General features: G+C 45.9%; 21 protein-coding genes and 1 rRNA gene. 3 read left to right on the forward strand and 19 right to left on the reverse strand.

The window, feature by feature from the left end:
* Window positions 1-471: 471 nt before the first annotated feature.
* From ACWI_RS06380 to ACWI_RS06445, 14 genes are all read right to left on the reverse strand, one after another.
* Window positions 472-1,314: a pirin family protein gene (locus tag ACWI_RS06380; protein WP_070370602.1), complete on the reverse strand. Its 843-nt coding sequence runs from the start codon at window positions 1,312-1,314 to the stop codon at window positions 472-474.
* A gap of 410 nt (window positions 1,315-1,724) precedes the next feature.
* Window positions 1,725-1,841, reverse strand: a 5S ribosomal RNA gene (gene rrf, locus ACWI_RS06385).
* Window positions 1,842-1,891: 50 nt separating this feature from the next.
* Window positions 1,892-2,692, reverse strand: a complete 801-nt coding sequence (locus tag ACWI_RS06390; RefSeq protein WP_070370603.1) for a hypothetical protein — start codon at window positions 2,690-2,692, stop codon at window positions 1,892-1,894.
* A gap of 58 nt (window positions 2,693-2,750) precedes the next feature.
* A complete protein-coding gene (locus ACWI_RS06395; RefSeq protein WP_070370685.1) occupies window positions 2,751-3,503 on the reverse strand; it encodes a peptide arginase family protein in 753 nt (250 codons plus the stop codon).
* A 7-nt stretch (window positions 3,504-3,510) separates the two neighbouring features.
* Window positions 3,511-4,104 carry a TatD family nuclease-associated radical SAM protein gene (locus ACWI_RS06400; RefSeq protein WP_070370604.1) on the reverse strand — a complete coding sequence of 198 codons (594 nt, stop codon included), beginning with the start codon at window positions 4,102-4,104 and terminating at the stop codon, window positions 3,511-3,513.
* 351 nt (window positions 4,105-4,455) lie between these two features.
* A complete protein-coding gene (locus ACWI_RS06405; RefSeq protein WP_070370605.1) occupies window positions 4,456-4,656 on the reverse strand; it encodes a hypothetical protein in 201 nt (66 codons plus the stop codon).
* Between the two features lie 105 nt (window positions 4,657-4,761).
* Entirely contained in the window at window positions 4,762-5,133 is a 372-nt protein-coding gene (locus ACWI_RS06410) for an arsenate reductase family protein (protein WP_070370606.1), read from the reverse strand.
* A 26-nt stretch (window positions 5,134-5,159) separates the two neighbouring features.
* Entirely contained in the window at window positions 5,160-6,644 is a 1,485-nt protein-coding gene (locus ACWI_RS06415) for an arylsulfotransferase family protein (protein ID WP_070370607.1), read from the reverse strand.
* A 269-nt stretch (window positions 6,645-6,913) separates the two neighbouring features.
* The gene (gene lplA / locus ACWI_RS06420) at window positions 6,914-7,894 is read right to left on the reverse strand and encodes a lipoate--protein ligase (protein WP_070370608.1); all 981 of its coding nucleotides are present in this window, start codon (window positions 7,892-7,894) and stop codon (window positions 6,914-6,916) included.
* Complete coding sequence (gene lipA / locus ACWI_RS06425; RefSeq protein WP_070370609.1) at window positions 7,881-8,747, reverse strand: lipoyl synthase; 867 nt, start codon at window positions 8,745-8,747, stop codon at window positions 7,881-7,883. The genes lplA and lipA overlap by 14 nt, the downstream gene beginning before the upstream one ends.
* Window positions 8,748-8,759: 12 nt before the next feature.
* The gene (locus ACWI_RS18770) at window positions 8,760-8,999 is read right to left on the reverse strand and encodes a biotin/lipoyl-containing protein (RefSeq protein ID WP_070370610.1); all 240 of its coding nucleotides are present in this window, start codon (window positions 8,997-8,999) and stop codon (window positions 8,760-8,762) included.
* 424 nt (window positions 9,000-9,423) lie between these two features.
* Window positions 9,424-10,158, reverse strand: a complete 735-nt coding sequence (locus ACWI_RS06435; RefSeq protein WP_070370611.1) for an ABC transporter permease — start codon at window positions 10,156-10,158, stop codon at window positions 9,424-9,426.
* A 3-nt stretch (window positions 10,159-10,161) separates the two neighbouring features.
* Window positions 10,162-10,914, reverse strand: a complete 753-nt coding sequence (locus ACWI_RS06440) for an ABC transporter permease (protein ID WP_070370612.1) — start codon at window positions 10,912-10,914, stop codon at window positions 10,162-10,164.
* Window positions 10,911-11,825 carry an ABC transporter ATP-binding protein gene (locus ACWI_RS06445; RefSeq protein ID WP_070370613.1) on the reverse strand — a complete coding sequence of 305 codons (915 nt, stop codon included), beginning with the start codon at window positions 11,823-11,825 and terminating at the stop codon, window positions 10,911-10,913. Before ACWI_RS06445 ends, ACWI_RS06440 begins: the two co-directional genes overlap by 4 nt.
* A gap of 146 nt (window positions 11,826-11,971) precedes the next feature.
* Between ACWI_RS06445 and ACWI_RS06450 the strand changes: the two genes are divergently transcribed.
* Together ACWI_RS06450 and ACWI_RS06455 are read left to right on the forward strand one after the other, a co-directional pair.
* On the forward strand, window positions 11,972-12,691 hold the full coding sequence (locus ACWI_RS06450; protein ID WP_070370614.1) for a response regulator transcription factor: 720 nt from the start codon (window positions 11,972-11,974) through the stop codon (window positions 12,689-12,691).
* The gene (locus ACWI_RS06455) at window positions 12,688-14,046 is read left to right on the forward strand and encodes a sensor histidine kinase (protein WP_070370615.1); all 1,359 of its coding nucleotides are present in this window, start codon (window positions 12,688-12,690) and stop codon (window positions 14,044-14,046) included. The genes ACWI_RS06450 and ACWI_RS06455 overlap by 4 nt, the downstream gene beginning before the upstream one ends.
* Window positions 14,047-14,099: 53 nt before the next feature.
* Here the strand turns inward: ACWI_RS06455 and ACWI_RS06460 are convergent, their stop codons facing one another.
* The 3 genes from ACWI_RS06460 to ACWI_RS06470 form a co-directional block, all read right to left on the reverse strand.
* Window positions 14,100-14,669 carry a biotin transporter BioY gene (locus ACWI_RS06460; protein WP_070370616.1) on the reverse strand — a complete coding sequence of 190 codons (570 nt, stop codon included), beginning with the start codon at window positions 14,667-14,669 and terminating at the stop codon, window positions 14,100-14,102.
* Between the two features lie 12 nt (window positions 14,670-14,681).
* Window positions 14,682-15,662 carry a biotin--[acetyl-CoA-carboxylase] ligase gene (locus ACWI_RS06465; protein WP_070370617.1) on the reverse strand — a complete coding sequence of 327 codons (981 nt, stop codon included), beginning with the start codon at window positions 15,660-15,662 and terminating at the stop codon, window positions 14,682-14,684.
* 99 nt (window positions 15,663-15,761) lie between these two features.
* Window positions 15,762-17,270 (reverse strand): Sapep family Mn(2+)-dependent dipeptidase, encoded by a 1,509-nt coding sequence (locus ACWI_RS06470; RefSeq protein ID WP_242871585.1) that lies wholly within the window; start codon window positions 17,268-17,270, stop codon window positions 15,762-15,764.
* 111 nt (window positions 17,271-17,381) lie between these two features.
* Here ACWI_RS06470 and ACWI_RS06475 point away from each other — a divergent pair, with 111 nt between their 5' ends.
* Window positions 17,382-18,011: a DUF975 family protein gene (locus ACWI_RS06475; RefSeq protein ID WP_070370618.1), complete on the forward strand. Its 630-nt coding sequence runs from the start codon at window positions 17,382-17,384 to the stop codon at window positions 18,009-18,011.
* A 44-nt stretch (window positions 18,012-18,055) separates the two neighbouring features.
* On the opposite strand, the gene ribH is transcribed toward ACWI_RS06475, so the two are convergent.
* Together ribH and ACWI_RS06485 are read right to left on the reverse strand one after the other, a co-directional pair.
* Entirely contained in the window at window positions 18,056-18,523 is a 468-nt protein-coding gene (gene ribH, locus ACWI_RS06480) for a 6,7-dimethyl-8-ribityllumazine synthase (protein WP_070370619.1), read from the reverse strand.
* A 12-nt stretch (window positions 18,524-18,535) separates the two neighbouring features.
* Entirely contained in the window at window positions 18,536-19,738 is a 1,203-nt protein-coding gene (locus ACWI_RS06485) for a bifunctional 3,4-dihydroxy-2-butanone-4-phosphate synthase/GTP cyclohydrolase II (protein WP_070370620.1), read from the reverse strand.
* Window positions 19,739-19,743: the final 5 nt, after the last annotated feature.

The raw sequence follows: 19,743 nt of genomic DNA on the forward strand, positions 1-19,743 counted from the left end.
CAAACTCTCAATAAAAAGTTTGTATTTAAAGCCGTTAGGCTTTTAAATGCTGTCTCATTTTGAATAAAGCGTATTTTATACTCTACCGAGTTAATGTTTTATAGAGTTCATCTCTCTGTTTCTATTTAGCCGCATTCACCCTCGCGGATGTTTTGGCTGTTTTACAGGTTTTATGGTACTATTCTCTTTTCTATGACCGTTGCCGCTCCGTCGTTTTTTCAGTGTTTCCGACTGAAGAAGCTTTTCTATTATATCGTCGTTTCTTGTGATTGTCAAGCTGTTTTTTGAAATTCTTTTAAGTTCATTTCAATGTTTCAGCTGTGTCCGCTGCCTCACTCGAGACAACTTCATTAGTATACGCTCTTTTCACCATCCTGTCAACTGGTTTTTGAAAGTTTTTTCATTTCTTTTTGACACTACCGCATCGTGTTCATTCTGCGCTTGCATTCCCAATTAATAAAAACACATCCCCTAGAGTTGGGGACGTGTTTTTATAAAACTGCCATCTTCCAAATCGGCAAAGGCTTGTTTTAATTCTTCTTCGGTATTCATCACGATGGGACCGCCCCAGGCTACTGGTTCATTTAGCGGCGGTGCCGAAAATACTGCGAAACGAAGGGGCTTGTCATCGGCTGTTATTTCAATATATTCGCCCTCGCTAAACAACAGCGCCGATTTCTCTTTATATAAGGTTCCTGCCACCAAACCTTGTCCTTCAATTAAAAACGCGAATGCGGTTTCACCTTTGGGCGTTGGAATCCTAACTGATTTTTCCGGCTCAACGACCACATCTAAAATCATCGCCTGGATGTGATGGGGTTCTGCACCTTTTACACCTTCGTAGATTCCAGAGATAACCCCAACATTAAAACCATCCCCTTTATACAGAGGAATATTTTCTTTTCTGATTTCAAAATACTTGGGCTCCGTCATTTTTTCGGATCTGGGCAGATTCAACCATAACTGGAAGCCCAGCATTCTTTCACAAGCTTGAGGCATTTCCTGGTGGAGAATCCCGCTACCCCCGGTCATCCATTGCGAGCAGCCAGATTCGATGGCACCCTTGTTTCCCAGGCTGTCCTGATGTTCGATCAACCCTTCGACCAGATAGGTGACCGTTTCAATACCCCGGTGAGGGTGCATTGGAAAACCTTTGATGTAATCTGAAGGATTTTTCGAATCAAAGGAATCCAGCATCAGGAAGGGGTCAAATGCTTTTACGGTTGAATGGGACAAGACCCTCGTCAGATGAACTCCGGCCCCATCCACTGCACTTATACCCTGAACGACTTGCATGACTTTTCTTTCTTTCATATGAACGCCTTCTTTCTTCTTCTTTTTTGAACTTATGATTAGGATTATACCGTATGCAGCTTTATTTAAACCTGTTTGGGAAATAATTATTTGTCGCCAGATGGCTGCTCTTAACATTACTGCCACTAAATGAAGCCGTGCAACTCCGTCGCAGCTCACGCTGCGCCTCCGTTAGGGGCTTCGCCCCATAAAAAAATAGATATATAACCATTGATTTTTAAGTAAACTTAAATCAATGATTATATATCTATTTTTTTGCACGGCTTCATTTTAAATGATCGTAGTTTCCTCGGGTTTGTTTAATCCTTATCGGATCAAACCCTCGTCAACTGCGTTCTTTTTTGCACCTTTGCTTCGCTCTGCTCAGCTGCATACCAAATTTTTACAAAATTTGGGCAAAAAATTCAAAAGTCCCGCAACGTCCTATCCTCCCAGGCAGTTACCCACCAAGTACTTTCGGCGCTGGAAGACTTTACTTCTGTGTTCGGTATGGGAACAGGTGTGGCCCTTCCGCCATCGTTACGATACTATATCAGTTTACATCATGTATCATGGTTTGTCAAGCCCTTTTTAAATTTTAATCTTCCATCAATTCCTGGATCAACATTTGCGCTTTTACAACACTCTTTTCCACCTCATAGGAAGTGTCAGCTCTAAAAATACACTGCGTTAGCCCCGAATCATTCTGATAGGTAACCACCAGTTTGTTTTTCGATGCTTTTTCATGATCCGTTTTATCTTTTTTGAGTTCATCTTTGAAGCAGGTCTCCCGCCAGGCCTGATTTTTTACAATATCCCATGTCGAAGCAATGGTGACGGATTTTATCTCCAAAAACGGAATACTAAATTTGGGACCCATTACGGCAAAGTCAATGCCAGCTTGGTGAATTTCAAGGGTTCCTTTCAGAGGCTTTTCAAATTCCTGGTAGCCCCCCAGATAACTGGCCATCATCGACATTTTTAAAGCTGTGGCGTTTTTATCCCAGAAAAAAAGCTTGCTTTTCGGTTTGGAGCGCTGATCGTTTCTGGTGCTATCCGGCTTCCGATGCTGATTCGCTATGTTCTCTTCATTAAGATAGCCGAACATGGAGTTGATATTTTTTTTATTTGCACCACGATCATTCATCACCACATTTGAAATCAGTTCTGACCGGACGCACACTTCGGTCATCTGGTCACCCGCCGATTGCAGCTTAATGGTAATCCGCTGGCCATTGGCAGCAAAAACGATTTTTGTGTGGAGAACAAGCAGGCTTTCTTCTTTGTCTACGATATGGTTCTTCAATTCATATTTACCGGTGTCAAAAGCTAACAAACGCTCTTCACACTGGTCTTTAGATTGCTCAATGATTCGGGTTTCTTCACTGTGTTTTCCCATAAAGTCTCTCTCCCATCATCATATTCCAGATTCTGCTTTGTTGTGTCATTTTTAGTATTTATTTGCCGATGATTTTTTCCAGCAGGTCGATGAGCTTTTCTTCACAGCTTCCAATTGTAAACGGATCTGTTTTTAAAAAATCAAAATACGTTTTTGAACGGGCCACGGTAATCATCTGAGCCTGTTTGACCAGATCTGCAAAAATGCGGTTTTGATTAAGATCCAGCTCAAAATTTTCCGGACTCAAAAAATAGTCCAGATCAATATCAAGAATCAACGCCTCGTTACTGATTTTTTTAAGCGGCAGTCCAATATTTTTAAACATGTCATCTTTAAGGCTCCCAAACTGGTTTTCCGGAACCAGATAGTGATGTCCCTGTGAATAAACATGTTTTTCCATACAATTGATCATATGGTAATTGCTCAGATAGCCCAATTCCATGGCTGTATTGATATGCTCATCATTACGCATCTGATCCATCGTCATTTCGACACTGTTTAAATTAAGCGGCTCCAGGGCAGACAACATTCTATTCTGAAATTTTTTCACCAGCTCGGTTTCCCGCTCGGGATCAATGGCCATGGCTTTTTGATAAGCCCATAGCCAAAACGGCGGGTTGGTATCGGGATGATAATCAATACTAACCAGAACCAGCGGCTGTTTTTGGATTTGAAATAAACGCCCCCAGATCAGCAGCACATATTGATGGTCATCCACCACCCAAATCTCTTTGCCGCCGATGTTCAGGCCCCGGGGCTTTAAATTGCAGTGACTTGTATCAACAGCGTTTTCTGTCCCGTCGCTAATCATCTCGTCATTAGTCAATATAGGAACGGATTCGCAATTCTGCCCCAACCGACTGACTAATCCGACGACATGCTTCCTGATCCTCGATCGGAAGGATATCGACAATGGTTAACACCACCTTGGTATATCTTCCTGCTAGTCGCGCAAACTCCAACAATTCTTCATAGGCATCTTCAAAAACCGGACGGCATAATTCATCATATTCTTTTTTATTCTTTGCATTTAAGCTGATCGATACCACGTCAATTGCATCCTTTAAAAGCGGTGTCATATCTTTTTTATAGATCAGGTTTCCATGGCCATTGGTATTGAGTCGAATAGGAATGGAATGAACCTTTTTCACTTCCTTGGCGATGGCACAAATTTCATCGAGACGATAGGTTGGCTCACCATATCCACAAAAAACCAGCTCATCATATTGATCCAGATCCCGCCTTAAGATATCTGCTTGTATTTCTTCTTGCGTCGGTTCGATCTCCAACCAGAGATCATCAACGCCATTAATTGTCGGTTCATCTTTTCTTACGCAAAACGTACAGGCATTGCTACATCGATTCGTTATGTTCACATATAAAGATTTCCCTAATTCATAGGTAATCGTCATTTTATTTTCCTCCAGAGATTTGTATATCTTTCGTTTTCGCACGTATCCATCCTCGTCATAAACACCTATGGGACGTTGGAATCGGTGGGTAAATTATTTTTCCACATATTGCTTTCAAACAAATCTTATAAAAAGTTATCAACATTTTACCATATTTAACCATGATGTCACGTAAAAACATGATTTTCTATGAATATCTCTAATTATTCCTCTTGTCATTGGGAAATATTTAAGATTTCCTGATGTTTATACAACCCCAAACTACTTTTCTTACTCAGTAAAAAAGCACATTTTCCAATCAACATAATTGGTAAACATGCTTCCTGTGCGTCTCTATTTGGTTTCGTTTCTTTAGAATACCGGTCCCACCAGTTTTAAGTCACAGCCTTCACATTCCCAGTCAAGCCCTAGGCCGTTCATTTTACCGCCGCATTGAGGACAAATCCCCGTACCGCTTTTGGGGTAGGTATATTCAGTCAGTTCCATTTCAACTATTTCCACCACATCAGTCTCAGGTTGTTTTCTAAATTTCTCAATGGTTTTTCGTGACATTTAACTTTCTCCTTTGTATTCGATTAATAATCCTTTTTTCATTATAGACCATCCCTGCTGCCCTTACAAATGATTTATAGGAAAAAATAACGGCCACTTTAAGGATTAATCCCGCTTATCGGTTAATAATACCGTTTGCCATTGTTCTTCTTTGAAGCCGATCAGGACGGCATCGGCCAAAATAACCAATGGTCGCTTGACCAGCATCCCATTAGTAGCCAGTACTTCAGCCATCTGATCGGGCGTCATGGTTTTCACCTTGTCCTTTAAGCCCAGTTCCCGATAAACCAGGCCACTGGTATTAAAAAACTTTTTGGCATCACCCGGATATAACTTCATCCATGCCAGCAGTTCATCTTTTCGGGGATGTTCCTCGACAATGTGCCGCTCTTCCACATCAATCCGATTTTCGGCCAGAAACTTTTTTGCCTTCTGGCAGGTTGAACATTTAGGATAGCATAAAAATAGTGGTTTCATCATTGATCTCCGTTCTTATCAACTGTCTATTTAAACTTCTGCACCCGGTCATTGGCAACACCATTCGGCAAGGTAACTTCCAGCAGTTTTTTACCGGTGTTGAAGTCTATTTCCGAAATCGCCACGTTACCATCTTTGAGCAACCCCCATCCGATGGTGTATACTTCAATATTATCACCAATTTTTTGAGCACTACCATAAGCAAGGGTCGTTTTTCCTGGTATCTTGTATTCCTGATAGCTCAAAATCTTCTTGTTGACTTCATCCAGTTTTATTTTGAGCACTCTCGTTTGACCCGTACTTGTCGCATTGTCAAACACTGTTAATTCATCTTCGGCGGTGATGGCGATATCCGTTTGACCCGATGTTTTTTGTTCCGGCGACATCCCAAATTCATCACCATTTCCCGATAACTTCCAGATTACATCCCGGGTTTCCCGATCAATTTTCATGATGGTGTTCATGTTTCCAAAAGAAACAATCAGATTGTTATCCGCCGGATCTATAATCATCCGATTGAACCCGGCATAATCCGGACTCTGGCTGGTGGTATTGCTGTAATCATGGTCGTTGACACTAAGACCATAAAATTCCGGATGGGAATCCGTGGTAAACTCAAAAACGACCTGATTATCTTTGACTTCCTGAATCAGATTTCGCACTACCTTTGATCCCATGGTATTGGCACCCAGACCATCTGGCACATTTTGAACCAATACTAATTGAGATGCTTCCACAATATAATGGTTATCCGCAATCAGAATAAAATCCCGACCATCCACCGGGTCGCCTTCATTTGTCAATTCACTTTGAGCCAGGGTAATGGTGTCAATTTCCTGATAGCGATCATCCAGGATCACCCGTTCTCCCACCGCATAACCGATTCCATTGCTGTCACCATATACCCGTTGGTAGCTGTAGCGAATGGTACCATTTTCCAAAACATGTTTCTTGAAATCCCGATAGGATTCACCCTTAGCTTGCTCCGGGGATTTGGCGATGTAAAAAACCACCTCACCCTTTTCATTCAGTTCGTATAGCGCTGCCCCCCCGGTTGCGACCGCAGCAAAGTAATTTCCCTCATAACTACTTGTTCCGGCGGGAATAATTTCGGGTAGCTGGGATGACAGGGTTCTTAAATAAATCACCCGCTCGTCCTTTTCATTGCCCACCTGAATCTTGATGAGGTCGCCTGAAGAAAGCTGATCCAATTTTAAATCCATGGTTGTGCCCGCACCGATGCCCTTTCCGTCTATTTTAACGGTGGCACCTACCTCGTTGATTAATTTTATTTTATTTTCAGTGACACTACTTAAGCTGACCGCGTCGTACACTGCATCGTTTTCGGAAAGGGGCAGTTCCACATTAAAACCGTTGATTTCAAAGCTCAGCGTTTTGTCTGACATCAGAGTATTATCCCGCCCTGCGTAGGCCAGGGTAAAGCTGACTAAAATAATCAGTAGCACCGCTGCGCTTACTGATGCAATAAGAAATTTACTTGAATTATCCATAAATTCATCTCCTTCTGATCCCCAATCATTTCATATGCCGTTTTTGTTAAAATACGCCTTTGTATTATAAGCATGCGAATGATTCTATCACACCTATTTTAAATTTTCATGTGATCTTGTTTGACATTTTAAATAGACTCACCATCCATTCATCAGACTATTGTAACGCATTCCCACAAAAAGGTAAAGGCCTGGTCGTTTCGTGATCGTACTGGCATAAAAAATCCCCACCTTGATTAAAAGATGGGGTGATTGCCTTTTTAATATGGTCAACAAATAATATCTGCCAGCTCATCCACATTGATGTTATAAAACCCCTGCTTAATATCACCTTGTGCGATGGCTTTTTTAATGCTTTCTTTTTCATAATCAGCGCCAATCAGAGCATTACTCAGAACCGAAATGTCCATGGTTCCAAAAAAATCACCATAGATATGACAATCGGTTATCTTTCCCTTATTGACATCCAATTTAAATTCCATTTTTCCGCCATCAAATCGACCGGTCTTGGTGATGTTGAACTTCGGGGATTTGCCATAGTTCCATTCCCAGCTGGCAAACTTTTCTTTGGCAATGGCCTTGATTCGGGCCAGATCGGTATCCGTCAGTTGATAGTGTTCTTTTGATCCTTGCATAATGCTGTCGACCATCAATTTTTTGAAGGTATCCGTATCAATCGGTTTTGTTAAATGATCGGAGATATTCGTTACCCGCTCCTTCACCGACTTGATCCCTTTGGAGATAATTTTATAATCATCTACCGTCAAACATTTGACCATCTGTTCAAAATCGGTACTGAATAGCAGTGAGCCATGATGTAGGGTATAACCATTTAACATGCACTGAGCATTGCCAGAAAACTTTTTACCCTGAATAACCAGATCGTTGCGACTATTGAATTCAGCCGGAACATCCAGTTTTTTTAAGCCCTCAATTACCGGGCTGATATATTTGCTAAAATCGATCGTGTCAGACTGACCACGGGTGATAAAACTAAACTGCCAACCTCCCATATCTGTATAAATGGTTCCGCCGCCAGTAATGCGACGCACGACCTTGATCCCATTTTCTTTGGCATAGTTCTGGTTGATTTCTTCGATGGTATTCTGGTACTTACCAACCATCAGGGTTGGTTCGGTTCGCCAGAAAATAAAAATCTGATCCTCCGGCAGATTTTTCTCGGTAATCAGGTAATACTCCAATGCAAAATTAAAAAAAGGATCCGTGGAATCATTTTCAATATAAATCATTGTTTTTCCCTTCCTTAAGTGCCTCTTCTGCCCGATAGGAACTGCGCACCAGAGGACTGCTGGCAACATAGTGGAAGCCCTTGGCTTCGCCAATTTTCTTGTACTGCGCAAACTTTTCCGGAATTACATAAGCCTTAACCTCAAGATGTTGCGGCGATGGCTGCAGATATTGACCAATGGTAAAAATATCGCAGCCGACTTTCAGGCTGTCATCCATGACCTGGTAAACCTGTTCGTCGGTCTCACCCAGGCCCACCATAATCCCCGTTTTTGTTTTGATATGAGGCGCCTGTTTTTTGACATACTCAAGCACCGCCATCGATCGGTCATAGTCCGCTTCCGGCCGAACCACCGAATAAAGTTCCCGGACCGTCTCCACATTATGGTTAATCACATCCGGATTGGCGGCAATAATACGATCCAGGTCCCTCTGTACGCCTTGGAGGTCGGGGATCAGCACCTCAATCGAAACCCCGGGGTTAAGCTCCCGAACCGCCCTGATGGTATCGGCAAAATGTCCGGCGCCACCATCTTTAAGATCATCCCGGGTGACACTGGTGATCACCACATGATTTAAGTCGAGTTCCTTAACTGCTTCAGCCAAATGCTGAGGCTCTTTGGGATCAACCGGTTCCACCGCTCCACTGGTTACATTACAGAACCGGCAGTTGCGGGTGCAGGTTCTCCCCAGGATCATAAAGGTAGCCGTCTTTTTTTTATAACATTCTCCCAGATTCGGACAATTGGCTTCCTTACAAACGGTATTGAGTTTCAGTTTAGCCATCAGCCTATTCACTTCTTCGACAGCCGCTTTATTATAGCTGACCTTTAACCATTCTGGTTTCTTTTTCATTTTATCCCCTGATCAATCGCAATTGATAACCGCAATTATTTCATCGGCTTTAATTTCATCGCCCTCTTCAAAAAAAACTGCTTCCAGAACACCGGATTCCATGCTTTCAACCTCGCTGACAACCTTGTCCATTTCAATTTCGAAAAGCACCTCACCCTTTTCGACCACCTCTCCCACTTCTTTGTTCCAGGACGCCAAGACTCCCGATTCCATTTGTTCACTTAATTTTGGCATTTGAATATTTTTCTTCACACCATTTCTCCTTTTATTATTTGTTCCAGATCATTGCGAAACTGCCGTGAGCTTTGTGCTCAGTTTTGCAATGACCGCAATTTTGCAAAATATTTAGTTAGATTATCTATCTTTCTTTGGATTGCCCGCCCACCTCGTTTCTTCCCGGCAAAGCGATCATCGCTGTCGGTATGGACGCTGTCAAAAACCGGCCTGTTCGTGTCGATTACTTAATTTCAGGCTTGCCGCATATCTGACATCCCGGATTGACTTAATTTTACCTGAGGTTTGCCTGATCGTCTACTTTAATTTATTCATCTTTCTGACCTTTTAAGAAACCCCGCCGCCAATTTAAAATAACCTAAAATCAATAAGGCCAGTGTTTGGCAATAATCGTCACCGCTCAACACAGGCCTATTTTTGCTTTATGCTTGGATTCAATTGATTAACCCGTCACCACATCCCGCCGTTTTAACCAAGTGATGGCAAATAGACAAAACCCCGATGTAAAAATAGCGCAGGCAACCAGAAAGGCAATTTCACCCACCGCCATCGGTGCCGCCGGATCATTGGCCCGCATCCCTAGGGTGATCAGCGCATAGGGAAAGTAGAGCCCATAGCCTTGCGATAGTAGTGCCAACCCGGCGATCCCGCCCATCAGAGCAATTCCCACCGGCACCGCAAAGCTGCGAATCACCAATGATAAACTCAGCTGTAAAGCGCATACCACCATGCCACCCAAGGCACCAAATAACAGCCAGAGCGGTAATTCCGGGGGAATCGGATCCGAAAGCCCCGCTAATAATCCCGAAAAGATAAACAAGAGTCCCATCCAGATCTGGGTCAAAATCACCATTAACCAACCCATTATCAGTTTTGCCATAAATAGCTGTGTTATCGGAACCGGGGCAGTCAATACCGTATTCCAGTTATGATTGGCATGCTCCAGCCGAAACAGATAGGACGCATAAATCCCAATCAATACCGGTAAGAAAAAATAACAGGCAAACAGGGTATGCTGGGTCCACAGGCTGTACCACTTATTTTCCAGCATGCTCAGGTTGTTGAGATAATTGAAGGTTCCCATAAAGGCCGGAATAATGGGAATCAGTAAAAAAGCCAGCCACATCGGACTGTGTCGCATCTTGATCATTTCTGCTTGTAAAGCCCGTATCAACATCGCTCAGACCTCCCTTCTGACAAATAAGATCTGGCCGACGCCATAAATCAGCCCAAAGAAAACCAAAATCAGGCCGAGCCCCGGCCAATCAATGGCCTTCCAATAAAAATCAGTGGCTCGGGTGATCGGATCCCAATTCATGCCAACCTGCATCAACACCCCGTAATAGCTCCACAGAACCAGTTTTTGAAATCCCTGGGGGAAAAACATGCTAAACAGACCAATAAATCCACCAATTAGTCCCAATGTCATCGGCACCATCTGATTGGCAACGAGCATTGAGATCCCCTGTTGAAAGACATAGATAGTCAGACTCACCATCAGGGTAAACAACAGATACCCAACCAGCGCCCCCCAAGGCACTGGCCCACCAAAATGCAGAACGACGCCCATGCCGATCATAATCGCCAGCTGGCCCAAGGCGGCACCCAGCATATAGATACTGCCCCAAATAAACTTAGCCGCAAAGATCCGCTTGGTCGGAATAATGGTTTCCAACAGCTTAAAGGTTTGACCCTTATGCTCCACATCGCTAAGACGAGAAGCCACCACTGCGGCGATCACCGGCATGATGATGCAGTTAAGCATCGGAAACTGGTAGAGAAAAAATAGCCAGCCCTGGGCCAGATCATTGGCATCCTTGTTGGAAATAGCCCAGCCCGCCCAGAGCAGCTGAACCGCCATCATTATCGCCACCACCAGCCAGATCTTGCGGCCCTTTGCTTTTAAAACCTCCATCCAAATTGCGGCGCTCATAAGCTCACCGCCGTTCCAGTCAACTCCAGGAAAATATCCTCCAGGCTTTTTTTACGTTCTTCAATCCGAACTAAACCAATATTATTCTGTCCCAGTGCTTTGCTGATTTCAGCCATCCGCGTATCTCTCATCTGCGGGATAATCAGATAATCGTCCTCGGCTTCCCAGGTCACGCCGTTTTGACTGAGGAATGCTTTGGTTACCTCATTATTTAAGGTGCGCACTGCCAAATGCTGTTTGCTGTACTGATGGAGTTTGGTCAGGCTGTCCTGATAAACCAGCTCGCCTTCCCGAATGATTCCCACCCGGGTGGCCAGCTGATCAACTTCACTTAAGAGGTGGCTGGAGACCACCACCGTCATCCCGAATTTTTGCGGCAGCGACTGAATCAGCTCCCGCATTTCCGAAATCCCGGCCGGGTCCAACCCATTGGTGGGTTCATCCAGAATCAGCAGTTTGGGATAACCCAACAGGGCACTGGCCAACCCCAGGCGCTGTTTCATTCCCAGCGAATACTGGCTGACTTTTTTGTGCTGCTGGTTCTCCAGCCGGACAATTTTTAAAACGTCAACAATGTTCTGTTTGGGTACCCCCCGCAGGGTTTGAAAGATCCGCAGGTTTTCTGCTCCGGTTAAATGACCGTAATAGCTGGGCGATTCAATCAACGAACCGACATGCTTAAGATTTTCCAGCCGGTTTTTGCTGTTGACCCGTTTTCCAAAAACGGTGATCGCCCCCGCCGTGGGCTTGGTCAAGCCCAGAATCATTTTAAGCGTCGTTGATTTCCCGGCGCCATTGGGCCCCAGAAACCCATAAATCGCCCCTTCCGGAACCGACAGATCCACATCTTTGACCCGATAAACATTGCCATATTGTTTGCTGAGCCCCTCCGTCTCGATAATATTGTTCATAATATGCACTCCTTCTTTTTGTATACCGTTATGATAGCCGATGAACCTTACGGCGGATTGTCCCCGGCCTTACGTTTACCTTAATTTTAAGGTCATCCACTAACAGCAACTATTTTTTCAGGTATAATAACGAAGAGGTGATTCGGATGAAAACAATCTTTGACGCAAAACTTCTGGTTGTCGATGACGAACCGGAAATTATTATTCTATTAAATACAATCCTCCATCAGGCGGGCTTTGCTCGGGTGCTCAGCGCCGAAAACTGCCAGCAGGCACGGGCACTTTTTGCTTTGGAAAAGCCCGATGGGGCGATTCTCGATGTGACCCTGCCAGATGGCGACGGGTTTTCGCTGATGCAGGAGTTGCGGCAGCAATCAAATGTGCCAATGCTTTTTTTGTCGGCCCGGGATGAGGACGAAAACCGGCTGCTGGGGCTGGGACTGGGTGCTGACGACTACATCACCAAGCCCTTTCTGCCCCGGGAGCTGGTGCTGCGTTTAAACGGAATCCTGCGGCGGGTTTACCAGCCGCGACAGGCTCAGCCAACGGCTGAGGAATGTCTGGTACTGGGAACGGTGACCGTCAATTTTAAAAGCGGCATTGTTAAGACCGATGCTGGTGAAAAAAACCTGACCGCCAAAGAGCATGCCCTACTGAAAAAGCTCTGGGAAAATCAGGGCCATATCGTCACGGCTGACAGCCTCTGTCGCAGCGCCTGGGATGATGATCTCTATGGCTACGAAAATACTCTGATGGTTCACATCCGAAGGCTCCGGGAAAAAATCGAGGTGGATCCCTCCCAACCCCAATACCTGCTGACCGTTCGGGGTATGGGTTATAAACTGGCCAAGGAAACCAAGCAATGAAGAGTCTGCGAAAAATCATCACCCGTTCGATACTGCTGACCGCTGCCATTGCGTTGCTTCTGGTGGCCATCAATATGGCTTTTACCACCAACTGGATGTTTAAATACTCCGGCAGTCAGCCCCTTAAATACGCCATTGCCGATATTTCCGATGGCCTCTCAAGCGTCGATGGAACTTATACCCTTAATGCCGCTGCCACCACGATGATGGAAGAACAATATGCCTGGGCGATGCTGATTAGCCGGGATGGTCAGGTGATCTGGGATAAAAACCTGCCCGGAGATATTCCCCGGCACTACACCCTTACCGATGTGGCCTCCTTCAGCCGTTGGTATCTTAACGACTATCCGGTCTCGGTTTGGGAGCATCCCGACGGTTTACTGGTTTTAGGCGACCCCAAAAACAGCATCTGGAAATATAATATTACCTCCACCGAAGATACCATTGCCCATGTCCCTGGTTTGCTGACCGGTTTTTTGATCCTAAACGTGTTGTCGGCCCTGGTGCTGGCCTTGTTTCTGGGACTGTGGCTCTACCACAAGCTAAAACCATTGTATAACGGCATTACCGCCCTACCAAAAAAAGAACCCCTGTCACTGCCTACCGGCGGTGTCACCGGGGAAGTGTCAAGGATTCTTAATGAAACTTCAGTCATTCTCAGCCAGCAGGAACAACAACTGGCTCAACGGGATCAGGCCCGAACGGAATGGATTGCCGGGGTTTCCCATGATATCCGGACTCCGCTGTCGATGGTGATGGGCTACGCCAGCGAACTGGAAAACAACCCCAGCCTCCCCACCACCGAACAAAATCAGGCCCGGATTATCCGTCAACAGAGTCAACGGATCAAGTCCCTGATCAGCGATTTAAACCTGGCCTCCAAACTGGAGTACCATGCCCAACCGATGGAACTGGCTCCGATTTCACCCGCTGCCCTAATCCGGGGGGTGGCAGTGGATTTCATCAATGACGGTCTCCCCGAGCCCTATTCACTTTCCGTCGATGTGCCCGAGGAAGCCAACGGCCCCATCTTACTGTGTGACCAGGCCCTGATTCGTCGGGCTCTGACCAACCTGATTGACAACAGCATCCGTCACAATCCCAGGGGCTGTGCGATTAAACTGTCGGTGACCAAATCAACAGATGGGTTAGTGCTTAAAGTCAGTGACAACGGCAAAGGCTATCCCCCTGAGCTTATTAAAAATTCAGGGGGATTGGATGAATCGCCGTTACTCGGAAACCACGGCTTGGGACTGATCATTGTTCGCCGAATCATGAAAATCCATGGTGGGAACATTGTTTTTGAGAATTTGCCCCAACAGGGCTGTGCGACTTCTCTTCTTTTTAGCACTTAATCCCGATCCTGTCTTTATGACTATGCTACTCAATCCAGCGGCTTTTACACAAATTACTTTGTGAGCATCCCTTGCGCAATCACCGGGGCCAGACGTTTAGCCAGCAGCACACTAATGGCAATCTTAATCAGATCGCCTGGCAGGGTCATCACAAAGCCGGTCATCATCAGCGTGGCGGCCCCCACCGGAGTGTTGAGGTAGTAATTGGCAATGAAATAATACCAGGTTAGCCCCAGGGCGTAGATCACAGCAGTTCCGGCCAAGGCAGCAATGACCATCGGCAGGGTTTCGTTGTTGGTGTTCTTTTCTGCCAGCCAGCCGGTGACAAAGGCCCCCAGGGCAAAACCGACAATATAGCCAAAGCTTGGTTTTAAGACATACATCAGCCCACCGCCGCCGGAAAATACCGGCAGACCAACCAGGCCTAGAAAAATATAAACCAGCACGGCAATCAGGCCGCCCCGGGAGCCCAGCAGCAATCCCGCCAGAATCACAAACAAAGTCTGCAGCGTAAAGGGGATTCCCGGCAGCGGCACTTTAATCATCGCCCCGACCACGATCAAAGCGGAAAACAATCCGCAAAGTACTAACATTCTTACATTAATTGTATTTTTTTCTAGCATTTATTCCATCCTTTATTCTAATTTTCTGATACTGATTTCCCCGGTGTTCAGGGTTTCTGTCTGTCCAAATTGATTTTTAATCATTAATCCACCTTCGTCGCTGATATCCAGGGCAGTTGCCACTTCCCACTCATTGTTCCGGAAAACCTTAATCTGTTTTCCTAAAACCATGGAATGGGTTTTATATTCTGCCAGGAAATCCCGGTTTGTTAAATCTTCACAGATACTCAGCACCTCATTGATAATTTCCGCTGCCAGCCGGTTACGGGTCAGGGCATCGGGTTTTTCATTAAATAGTGTCCCGACAATGTCTTCCAGTTCCTTAGGCAGAGCCGCTTCCGGCTGCTTGAAATTCAGGCCGATGCCGATGATCACAAACTCGAACTGTCCGTTCTCAAAGTTGGTCACTGCCTCAGTGAGAATCCCAACAATTTTCCGGTCGTCCCGGTAAATATCATTGACCCACTTAATCTGGGTCTCGATCCCCGTCACTTTTTTAATGGCCCGGCAAACCCCTACCGATGCCCCGGTAGTTAACAGCACGGCATCCCGGGCGGCCACCTCGGGGCGCAGCACCAGACTTAAATAAACCCCGCTTTTTGGCGGTGAGTAAAAAGAACGGCCCATTCGGCCCCGCCCCTGGGTTTGCTCTTCAGCGATAATAACAGTTCCCGTTTTCGCCCCTTCCAGAGCCAATTTCTTGGCTTCCTGATTGGTGGAACCAATGGTTTTGTAGACTATCAGCTCAAGCTCCTGATTGGTTGGAGACAGCCAGGGCTGGATTCCTTCCGCCGACATCAGATCCGACTCACTTTTTAACCGGTAGCCCTTGTTGGTGGTGGATTCAATCTCGTAGCCTTCTTCTTTTAACGCTTTAATGGCCTTCCAGATGGCTGATCGGGAGACGTTCATGGTGCTGGCCAGCACTTCTCCAGATAAATAGTTTTCTCTATTTTCTTCCAAGGTTTTTAATAGTTTTAATTTTGTCGACATTTCTTCACCTCTGGGGTTATTCTAAACAAAAAAAAAGTTATTGTCAACCATTTTTAATCGATTGGTTGACAATAACTCTCGCCATTGCTTTTTTCTATTTTACTGAGCCAATACTGCCAGGGCCTTGACAATAATCTCAAAGTTTTTTTCCAGACTCTCAATGCTCCAGAACTCATCGGTTTGATGGCAGGTATTGACCTCGCCGGGAAAGCCACCGCCAAATGCCACGGAGTTTTCAAAGGCCCGGGCATAGGTACCGCCGCCGGAAACCATCGGTTCGGCCATATCCCCGGTACAGTCCTGATAGACCTGCTGCAGGGTGGTTACCAGAAAGCTGTCTTTATCGACATGGAGGGGTTTGACATCGTGATCCATTTCCAAACAAAAGCCCAGATCAGCTGTCGCTTTTTTTATCGGCGCAACAACATCACTGCTTTTTAGCGTCACCGGATAGCGGATATCACAGCGCAACACGGCCTTGTTTTCGTCGACTTGAACAATGGCGGGGTTTAAGGTCAGCGCTCCCGATACTGAATCCGATAGATCAATCCCAAACCCGGTTGTGGTAGCCCGCTCCAAGAGCGTAAGGATTGGATGGGTGATCCCTTCTGCCGTCAATATTGCTGCCAGTTTCAGGATGGCGTTATCCCCTTTTTCCGGCTCCATGGCATGGGCCGATTTTCCTTTGGCTTCAAAAGTCTGGCCATTAAAAACGGCCTGGGCCGCATCCGGCACCGAATTGATCTGACCACCACCGCTAAAGACAAGGGCCGGGGTCTGATGACCCAGCTCTTTTTCCAGAATAATATTCATGATGCCTTTTTCGGCAAAGATGGCCGGATAGCCGGAATCCGGTGAAAACGAGCAGGCCGGGACTTCTTCAGTCTGTTTATAGCGGTTCATACAGGCCCAATTGCCGCCTTCTTCATCACCACCGATAATCAGGCGCACCCGTTTACCAAGCGAAACCTTGGCTTCTTTTAACGCTTTCAGCGCATAAAGCGAAACCATCGTCAGGCCCTTGTCATCCAGCACCCCCCGACCATAAATAGTGTCGCCGTCAATGGTCAAGTCAAAAGGGGGGACGGTCCAGTCTTCACCTACCGCCACCGTATCGATGTGGGTGGTCACGGCCACCAGTTCCGGGCCTTCGCCAAACTCTACGTAACCACAGTAGCCATCGCAGTTTTTGGTGCGCATGCCAAAGCTTTGGCCCCGTAAAAGGACAAAGTTCAGCGCTTCGTTGATGCCAGTTCCCAGGGGGGCTTCGGCGGTTATTTCACCGGCATCGCCATTAACCGTCTTAATCTGCAGCAGCGTTTTCAGATCCTGCAATAAGTCCACGGTATCCAATTCTGGTTCTGTCGCCACTTTTTTCTCAGTCAGATATTCAAAGCGCCGGACGATTTTTCCATCCTTTTCCAGGATTTCGTTCCACATCGCTGCCGGACGCACCCACAAACCGCCTTCACCATATAATGGCCGGTAAACCACCATGGCTTCTTGCGTTTCGCTATGGGTAGCCAGACCGATAACCTCATATTCATTGCCCTTGTAATGCCGATAACGGCCCAGAGGGATCTTTTTTTTCGTTAGTATTTTACTCATTTTTATTCTTCCTTCTTTTCATCAGTCGTGCTATTATATACAAGGAAGCTTAAGAAAGTGATGTTTTTCTTAAGCTTTCTCTTTAAAATCATAAACGAAAAGGAGATTATTATGAAAACGAGACAGGAAATAAAAGCCCTGGCCAAGCAGAGCTTTTCCGAAAATTATTGGGTCTGCGTCGGCGCAACTGTACTGGCATTTGTGGTGATTGGTGCTGCTTCCGGGGTCACATCCTTTGTTGGCGGCCTGGGTGGTCTGATTGTCTGGGCGCCGATGATGGTTGGTCTGCAATTTTTCTCACTGTGGATTTACCGTGGCGAACTCCCCGCTCCCACCATTGAAGACATGTTTAAAACCGGCTTTTCGGATTTTGGTCGAAAACTGGGGGGAATGCTGTGGATGGAATTATTTATTTTTCTCTGGTCCCTGCTTTTTGTGGTACCCGGTATTATCAAGGCAATTGCCTATTCATTCACCCCTTATATTTTAGCCGAATACCCTAATGTCCCAGCCACCGAAGCCGTTAAAATTTCCATGCGGATAACCCAGGGCCACAAAGGCGAAATTTTTATGATGTCACTAAGCTTCCTGGGCTGGTTTTTACTAAACGGATTAACCTTTGGAATTCTTGGCATTTTTTATGTAAATCCCTACTTCTATGTAGCCATCGCCGGACAATATCAGGATCTCAAGGAACTGGCCCTGCAAAATGGCGTGGTCACCCTTGACGAATTAGCTTAGGTTTAATCTAAAACAGGGAGCCCAAAAATCGGCTCCCTGTTTTTTTAGTTTGTTATTTCGTTGATCAGATTGACCATTTCAATGGCCGTCAAGGCACAGTCATAGCCTTTATTGCCGGCCTTGGTGCCAGCCCGTTCGATGGCCTGTTCAATGTTTTCAGTTGTCAACACACCAAAGATCACCGGTATTTCTGACTGCAGAGAGACATGAGCCACTCCCTTTGACACCTCGCTGCAGACATAATCATAATGGGTGGTGGAACCGCGTATCACGGCCCCCAAACAAATGATGGCATCATATTTTTTCAGCTTGGCCATTTTAGCCGCAATCAAGGGGATTTCAAAGGCACCCGGCACCCAGGCCACATCAATGTCTTCTTCCTTCACATCGTGACGCTTCAAGCCATCAATCGCACCGCCAAGCAGCTTTGAGCCAATAAACTCATTGAACCGGGCTACCACAATCCCCACTTTAATTCCCTTTGATACTAATTGTCCTTCATATACGTTCATAACATTCTCCTTTTAGTTATAATTTAAAATATGACCCATTTTTTCCTGTTTGGTTTTCAAATAAAACAGATCGTGGCTGGATGCTTCCATTTGGATCGGTACCCGCTCCACCATTTCCAGCCCGAATTCCGACAACCCTTCCATTTTAAGCGGATTGTTGGTTAGCAGCCGCAGCTGTTTGATCCCCAGATCCCTTAAAATCTGAGCCCCGATGTAGTATTCCCGCAGGTCTTCCGGAAAGCCCAGTTCAAGATTGGCCTGAACCGTATCCATCCCCATATCCTGCAATGCATAGGCTTTTAATTTATTGATCAGCCCAATGCCCCGGCCTTCCTGACGCATGTAGAGCAGTACCCCCCGACCTTCTTTTTCGATGGCGGTCATCGCCGCCCCAAACTGATCGCCGCAATCACACCGGATCGAACCAAAGGCATCACCGGTTAAACATTCCGAATGAACCCGACACAACACCGGGCTGTCACCACTTAAATCCCCCTTAACCAGCGCCACATGATGCTCCCCGTTTAACCGGTTGACATAACCATAAGCCATAAACTCACCGTATTTGGTAGGCATTTTGGTGATTGTCACACACTCCACCAGTTTTTCATTTTGTTTGCGGTAGTTTTGCAGATCTTTGATGGTAATAAATTTCAGTTGATGGGTCTGAGCCAATTCGATCAGTTCCGGAGTCCGCATCATCGTGCCGTCTTCTTTCATAATTTCGCAGCACAGACCGCATTCTTTCAACCCCGCCAGTTTGACCAGATCGACGGTGGCCTCAGTATGGCCGTTTCGTTCCAATACCCCATTTTCTTTAGCTACCAGCGGAAACATGTGGCCAGGCCGCCTAAAATCTTCTGGTCGAACGTTCTCGTCGACGCACTTGATGGCAGTAACTGAGCGCTCTGCCGCCGAAATACCGGTGGTGGTATCGACATGGTCAATGGACACGGTAAAGGCGGTGCAATGATTATCGGTATTATCCGTCACCATTTGGGGAATGGCCAATTTCTTGACCAGTTTTTCGCTCATCGGCATACAGATCAGCCCTTTGCCATAGACAGCCATAAAATTAACGTTTTCGGTGGTGGCAAATTCAGCCGCACAGACAAAATCGCCCTCGTTTTCCCGATCATCATCATCGGTCACGATGATAATTTTACCGGCTCGTAAATCTTCCAGTGCTTCTTCAATGGTATTAAATTTAAACATAGTAC

The organism is Acetobacterium wieringae (genome assembly GCF_001766835.1).
GTDB classification, from domain to species: Bacteria; Bacillota; Clostridia; order Eubacteriales; family Eubacteriaceae; genus Acetobacterium; species Acetobacterium wieringae.

Coding starts and splice junctions, on each gene's coding strand:
- ACWI_RS06400 (WP_070370604.1), bottom strand. CDS start 4,104: ATGACGATTACCTATGAATTAGGGAAATCTTTATATGTGAACATAACG.
- ACWI_RS06465 (WP_070370617.1), bottom strand. CDS start 15,662: ATGTCGACAAAATTAAAACTATTAAAAACCTTGGAAGAAAATAGAGAA.
- ACWI_RS06470 (WP_242871585.1), bottom strand. CDS start 17,270: ATGAGTAAAATACTAACGAAAAAAAAGATCCCTCTGGGCCGTTATCGG.
- ACWI_RS06485 (WP_070370620.1), bottom strand. CDS start 19,738: ATGTTTAAATTTAATACCATTGAAGAAGCACTGGAAGATTTACGAGCC.
- ACWI_RS06460 (WP_070370616.1), bottom strand. CDS start 14,669: ATGCTAGAAAAAAATACAATTAATGTAAGAATGTTAGTACTTTGCGGA.
- lplA (WP_070370608.1), bottom strand. CDS start 7,894: ATGATTTATATTGAAAATGATTCCACGGATCCTTTTTTTAATTTTGCA.
- ACWI_RS06405 (WP_070370605.1), bottom strand. CDS start 4,656: ATGTCACGAAAAACCATTGAGAAATTTAGAAAACAACCTGAGACTGAT.
- ACWI_RS06450 (WP_070370614.1), top strand. CDS start 11,972: ATGAAAACAATCTTTGACGCAAAACTTCTGGTTGTCGATGACGAACCG.
- ACWI_RS06445 (WP_070370613.1), bottom strand. CDS start 11,825: ATGAACAATATTATCGAGACGGAGGGGCTCAGCAAACAATATGGCAAT.
- ACWI_RS06475 (WP_070370618.1), top strand. CDS start 17,382: ATGAAAACGAGACAGGAAATAAAAGCCCTGGCCAAGCAGAGCTTTTCC.
- ACWI_RS06390 (WP_070370603.1), bottom strand. CDS start 2,692: ATGGGAAAACACAGTGAAGAAACCCGAATCATTGAGCAATCTAAAGAC.
- ACWI_RS06410 (WP_070370606.1), bottom strand. CDS start 5,133: ATGAAACCACTATTTTTATGCTATCCTAAATGTTCAACCTGCCAGAAG.
- lipA (WP_070370609.1), bottom strand. CDS start 8,747: ATGAAAAAGAAACCAGAATGGTTAAAGGTCAGCTATAATAAAGCGGCT.
- ACWI_RS06395 (WP_070370685.1), bottom strand. CDS start 3,503: ATGATTAGCGACGGGACAGAAAACGCTGTTGATACAAGTCACTGCAAT.
- ACWI_RS06440 (WP_070370612.1), bottom strand. CDS start 10,914: ATGAGCGCCGCAATTTGGATGGAGGTTTTAAAAGCAAAGGGCCGCAAG.
- ACWI_RS06380 (WP_070370602.1), bottom strand. CDS start 1,314: ATGAAAGAAAGAAAAGTCATGCAAGTCGTTCAGGGTATAAGTGCAGTG.
- ACWI_RS06435 (WP_070370611.1), bottom strand. CDS start 10,158: ATGTTGATACGGGCTTTACAAGCAGAAATGATCAAGATGCGACACAGT.
- ribH (WP_070370619.1), bottom strand. CDS start 18,523: ATGAACGTATATGAAGGACAATTAGTATCAAAGGGAATTAAAGTGGGG.
- ACWI_RS06415 (WP_070370607.1), bottom strand. CDS start 6,644: ATGGATAATTCAAGTAAATTTCTTATTGCATCAGTAAGCGCAGCGGTG.
- ACWI_RS06455 (WP_070370615.1), top strand. CDS start 12,688: ATGAAGAGTCTGCGAAAAATCATCACCCGTTCGATACTGCTGACCGCT.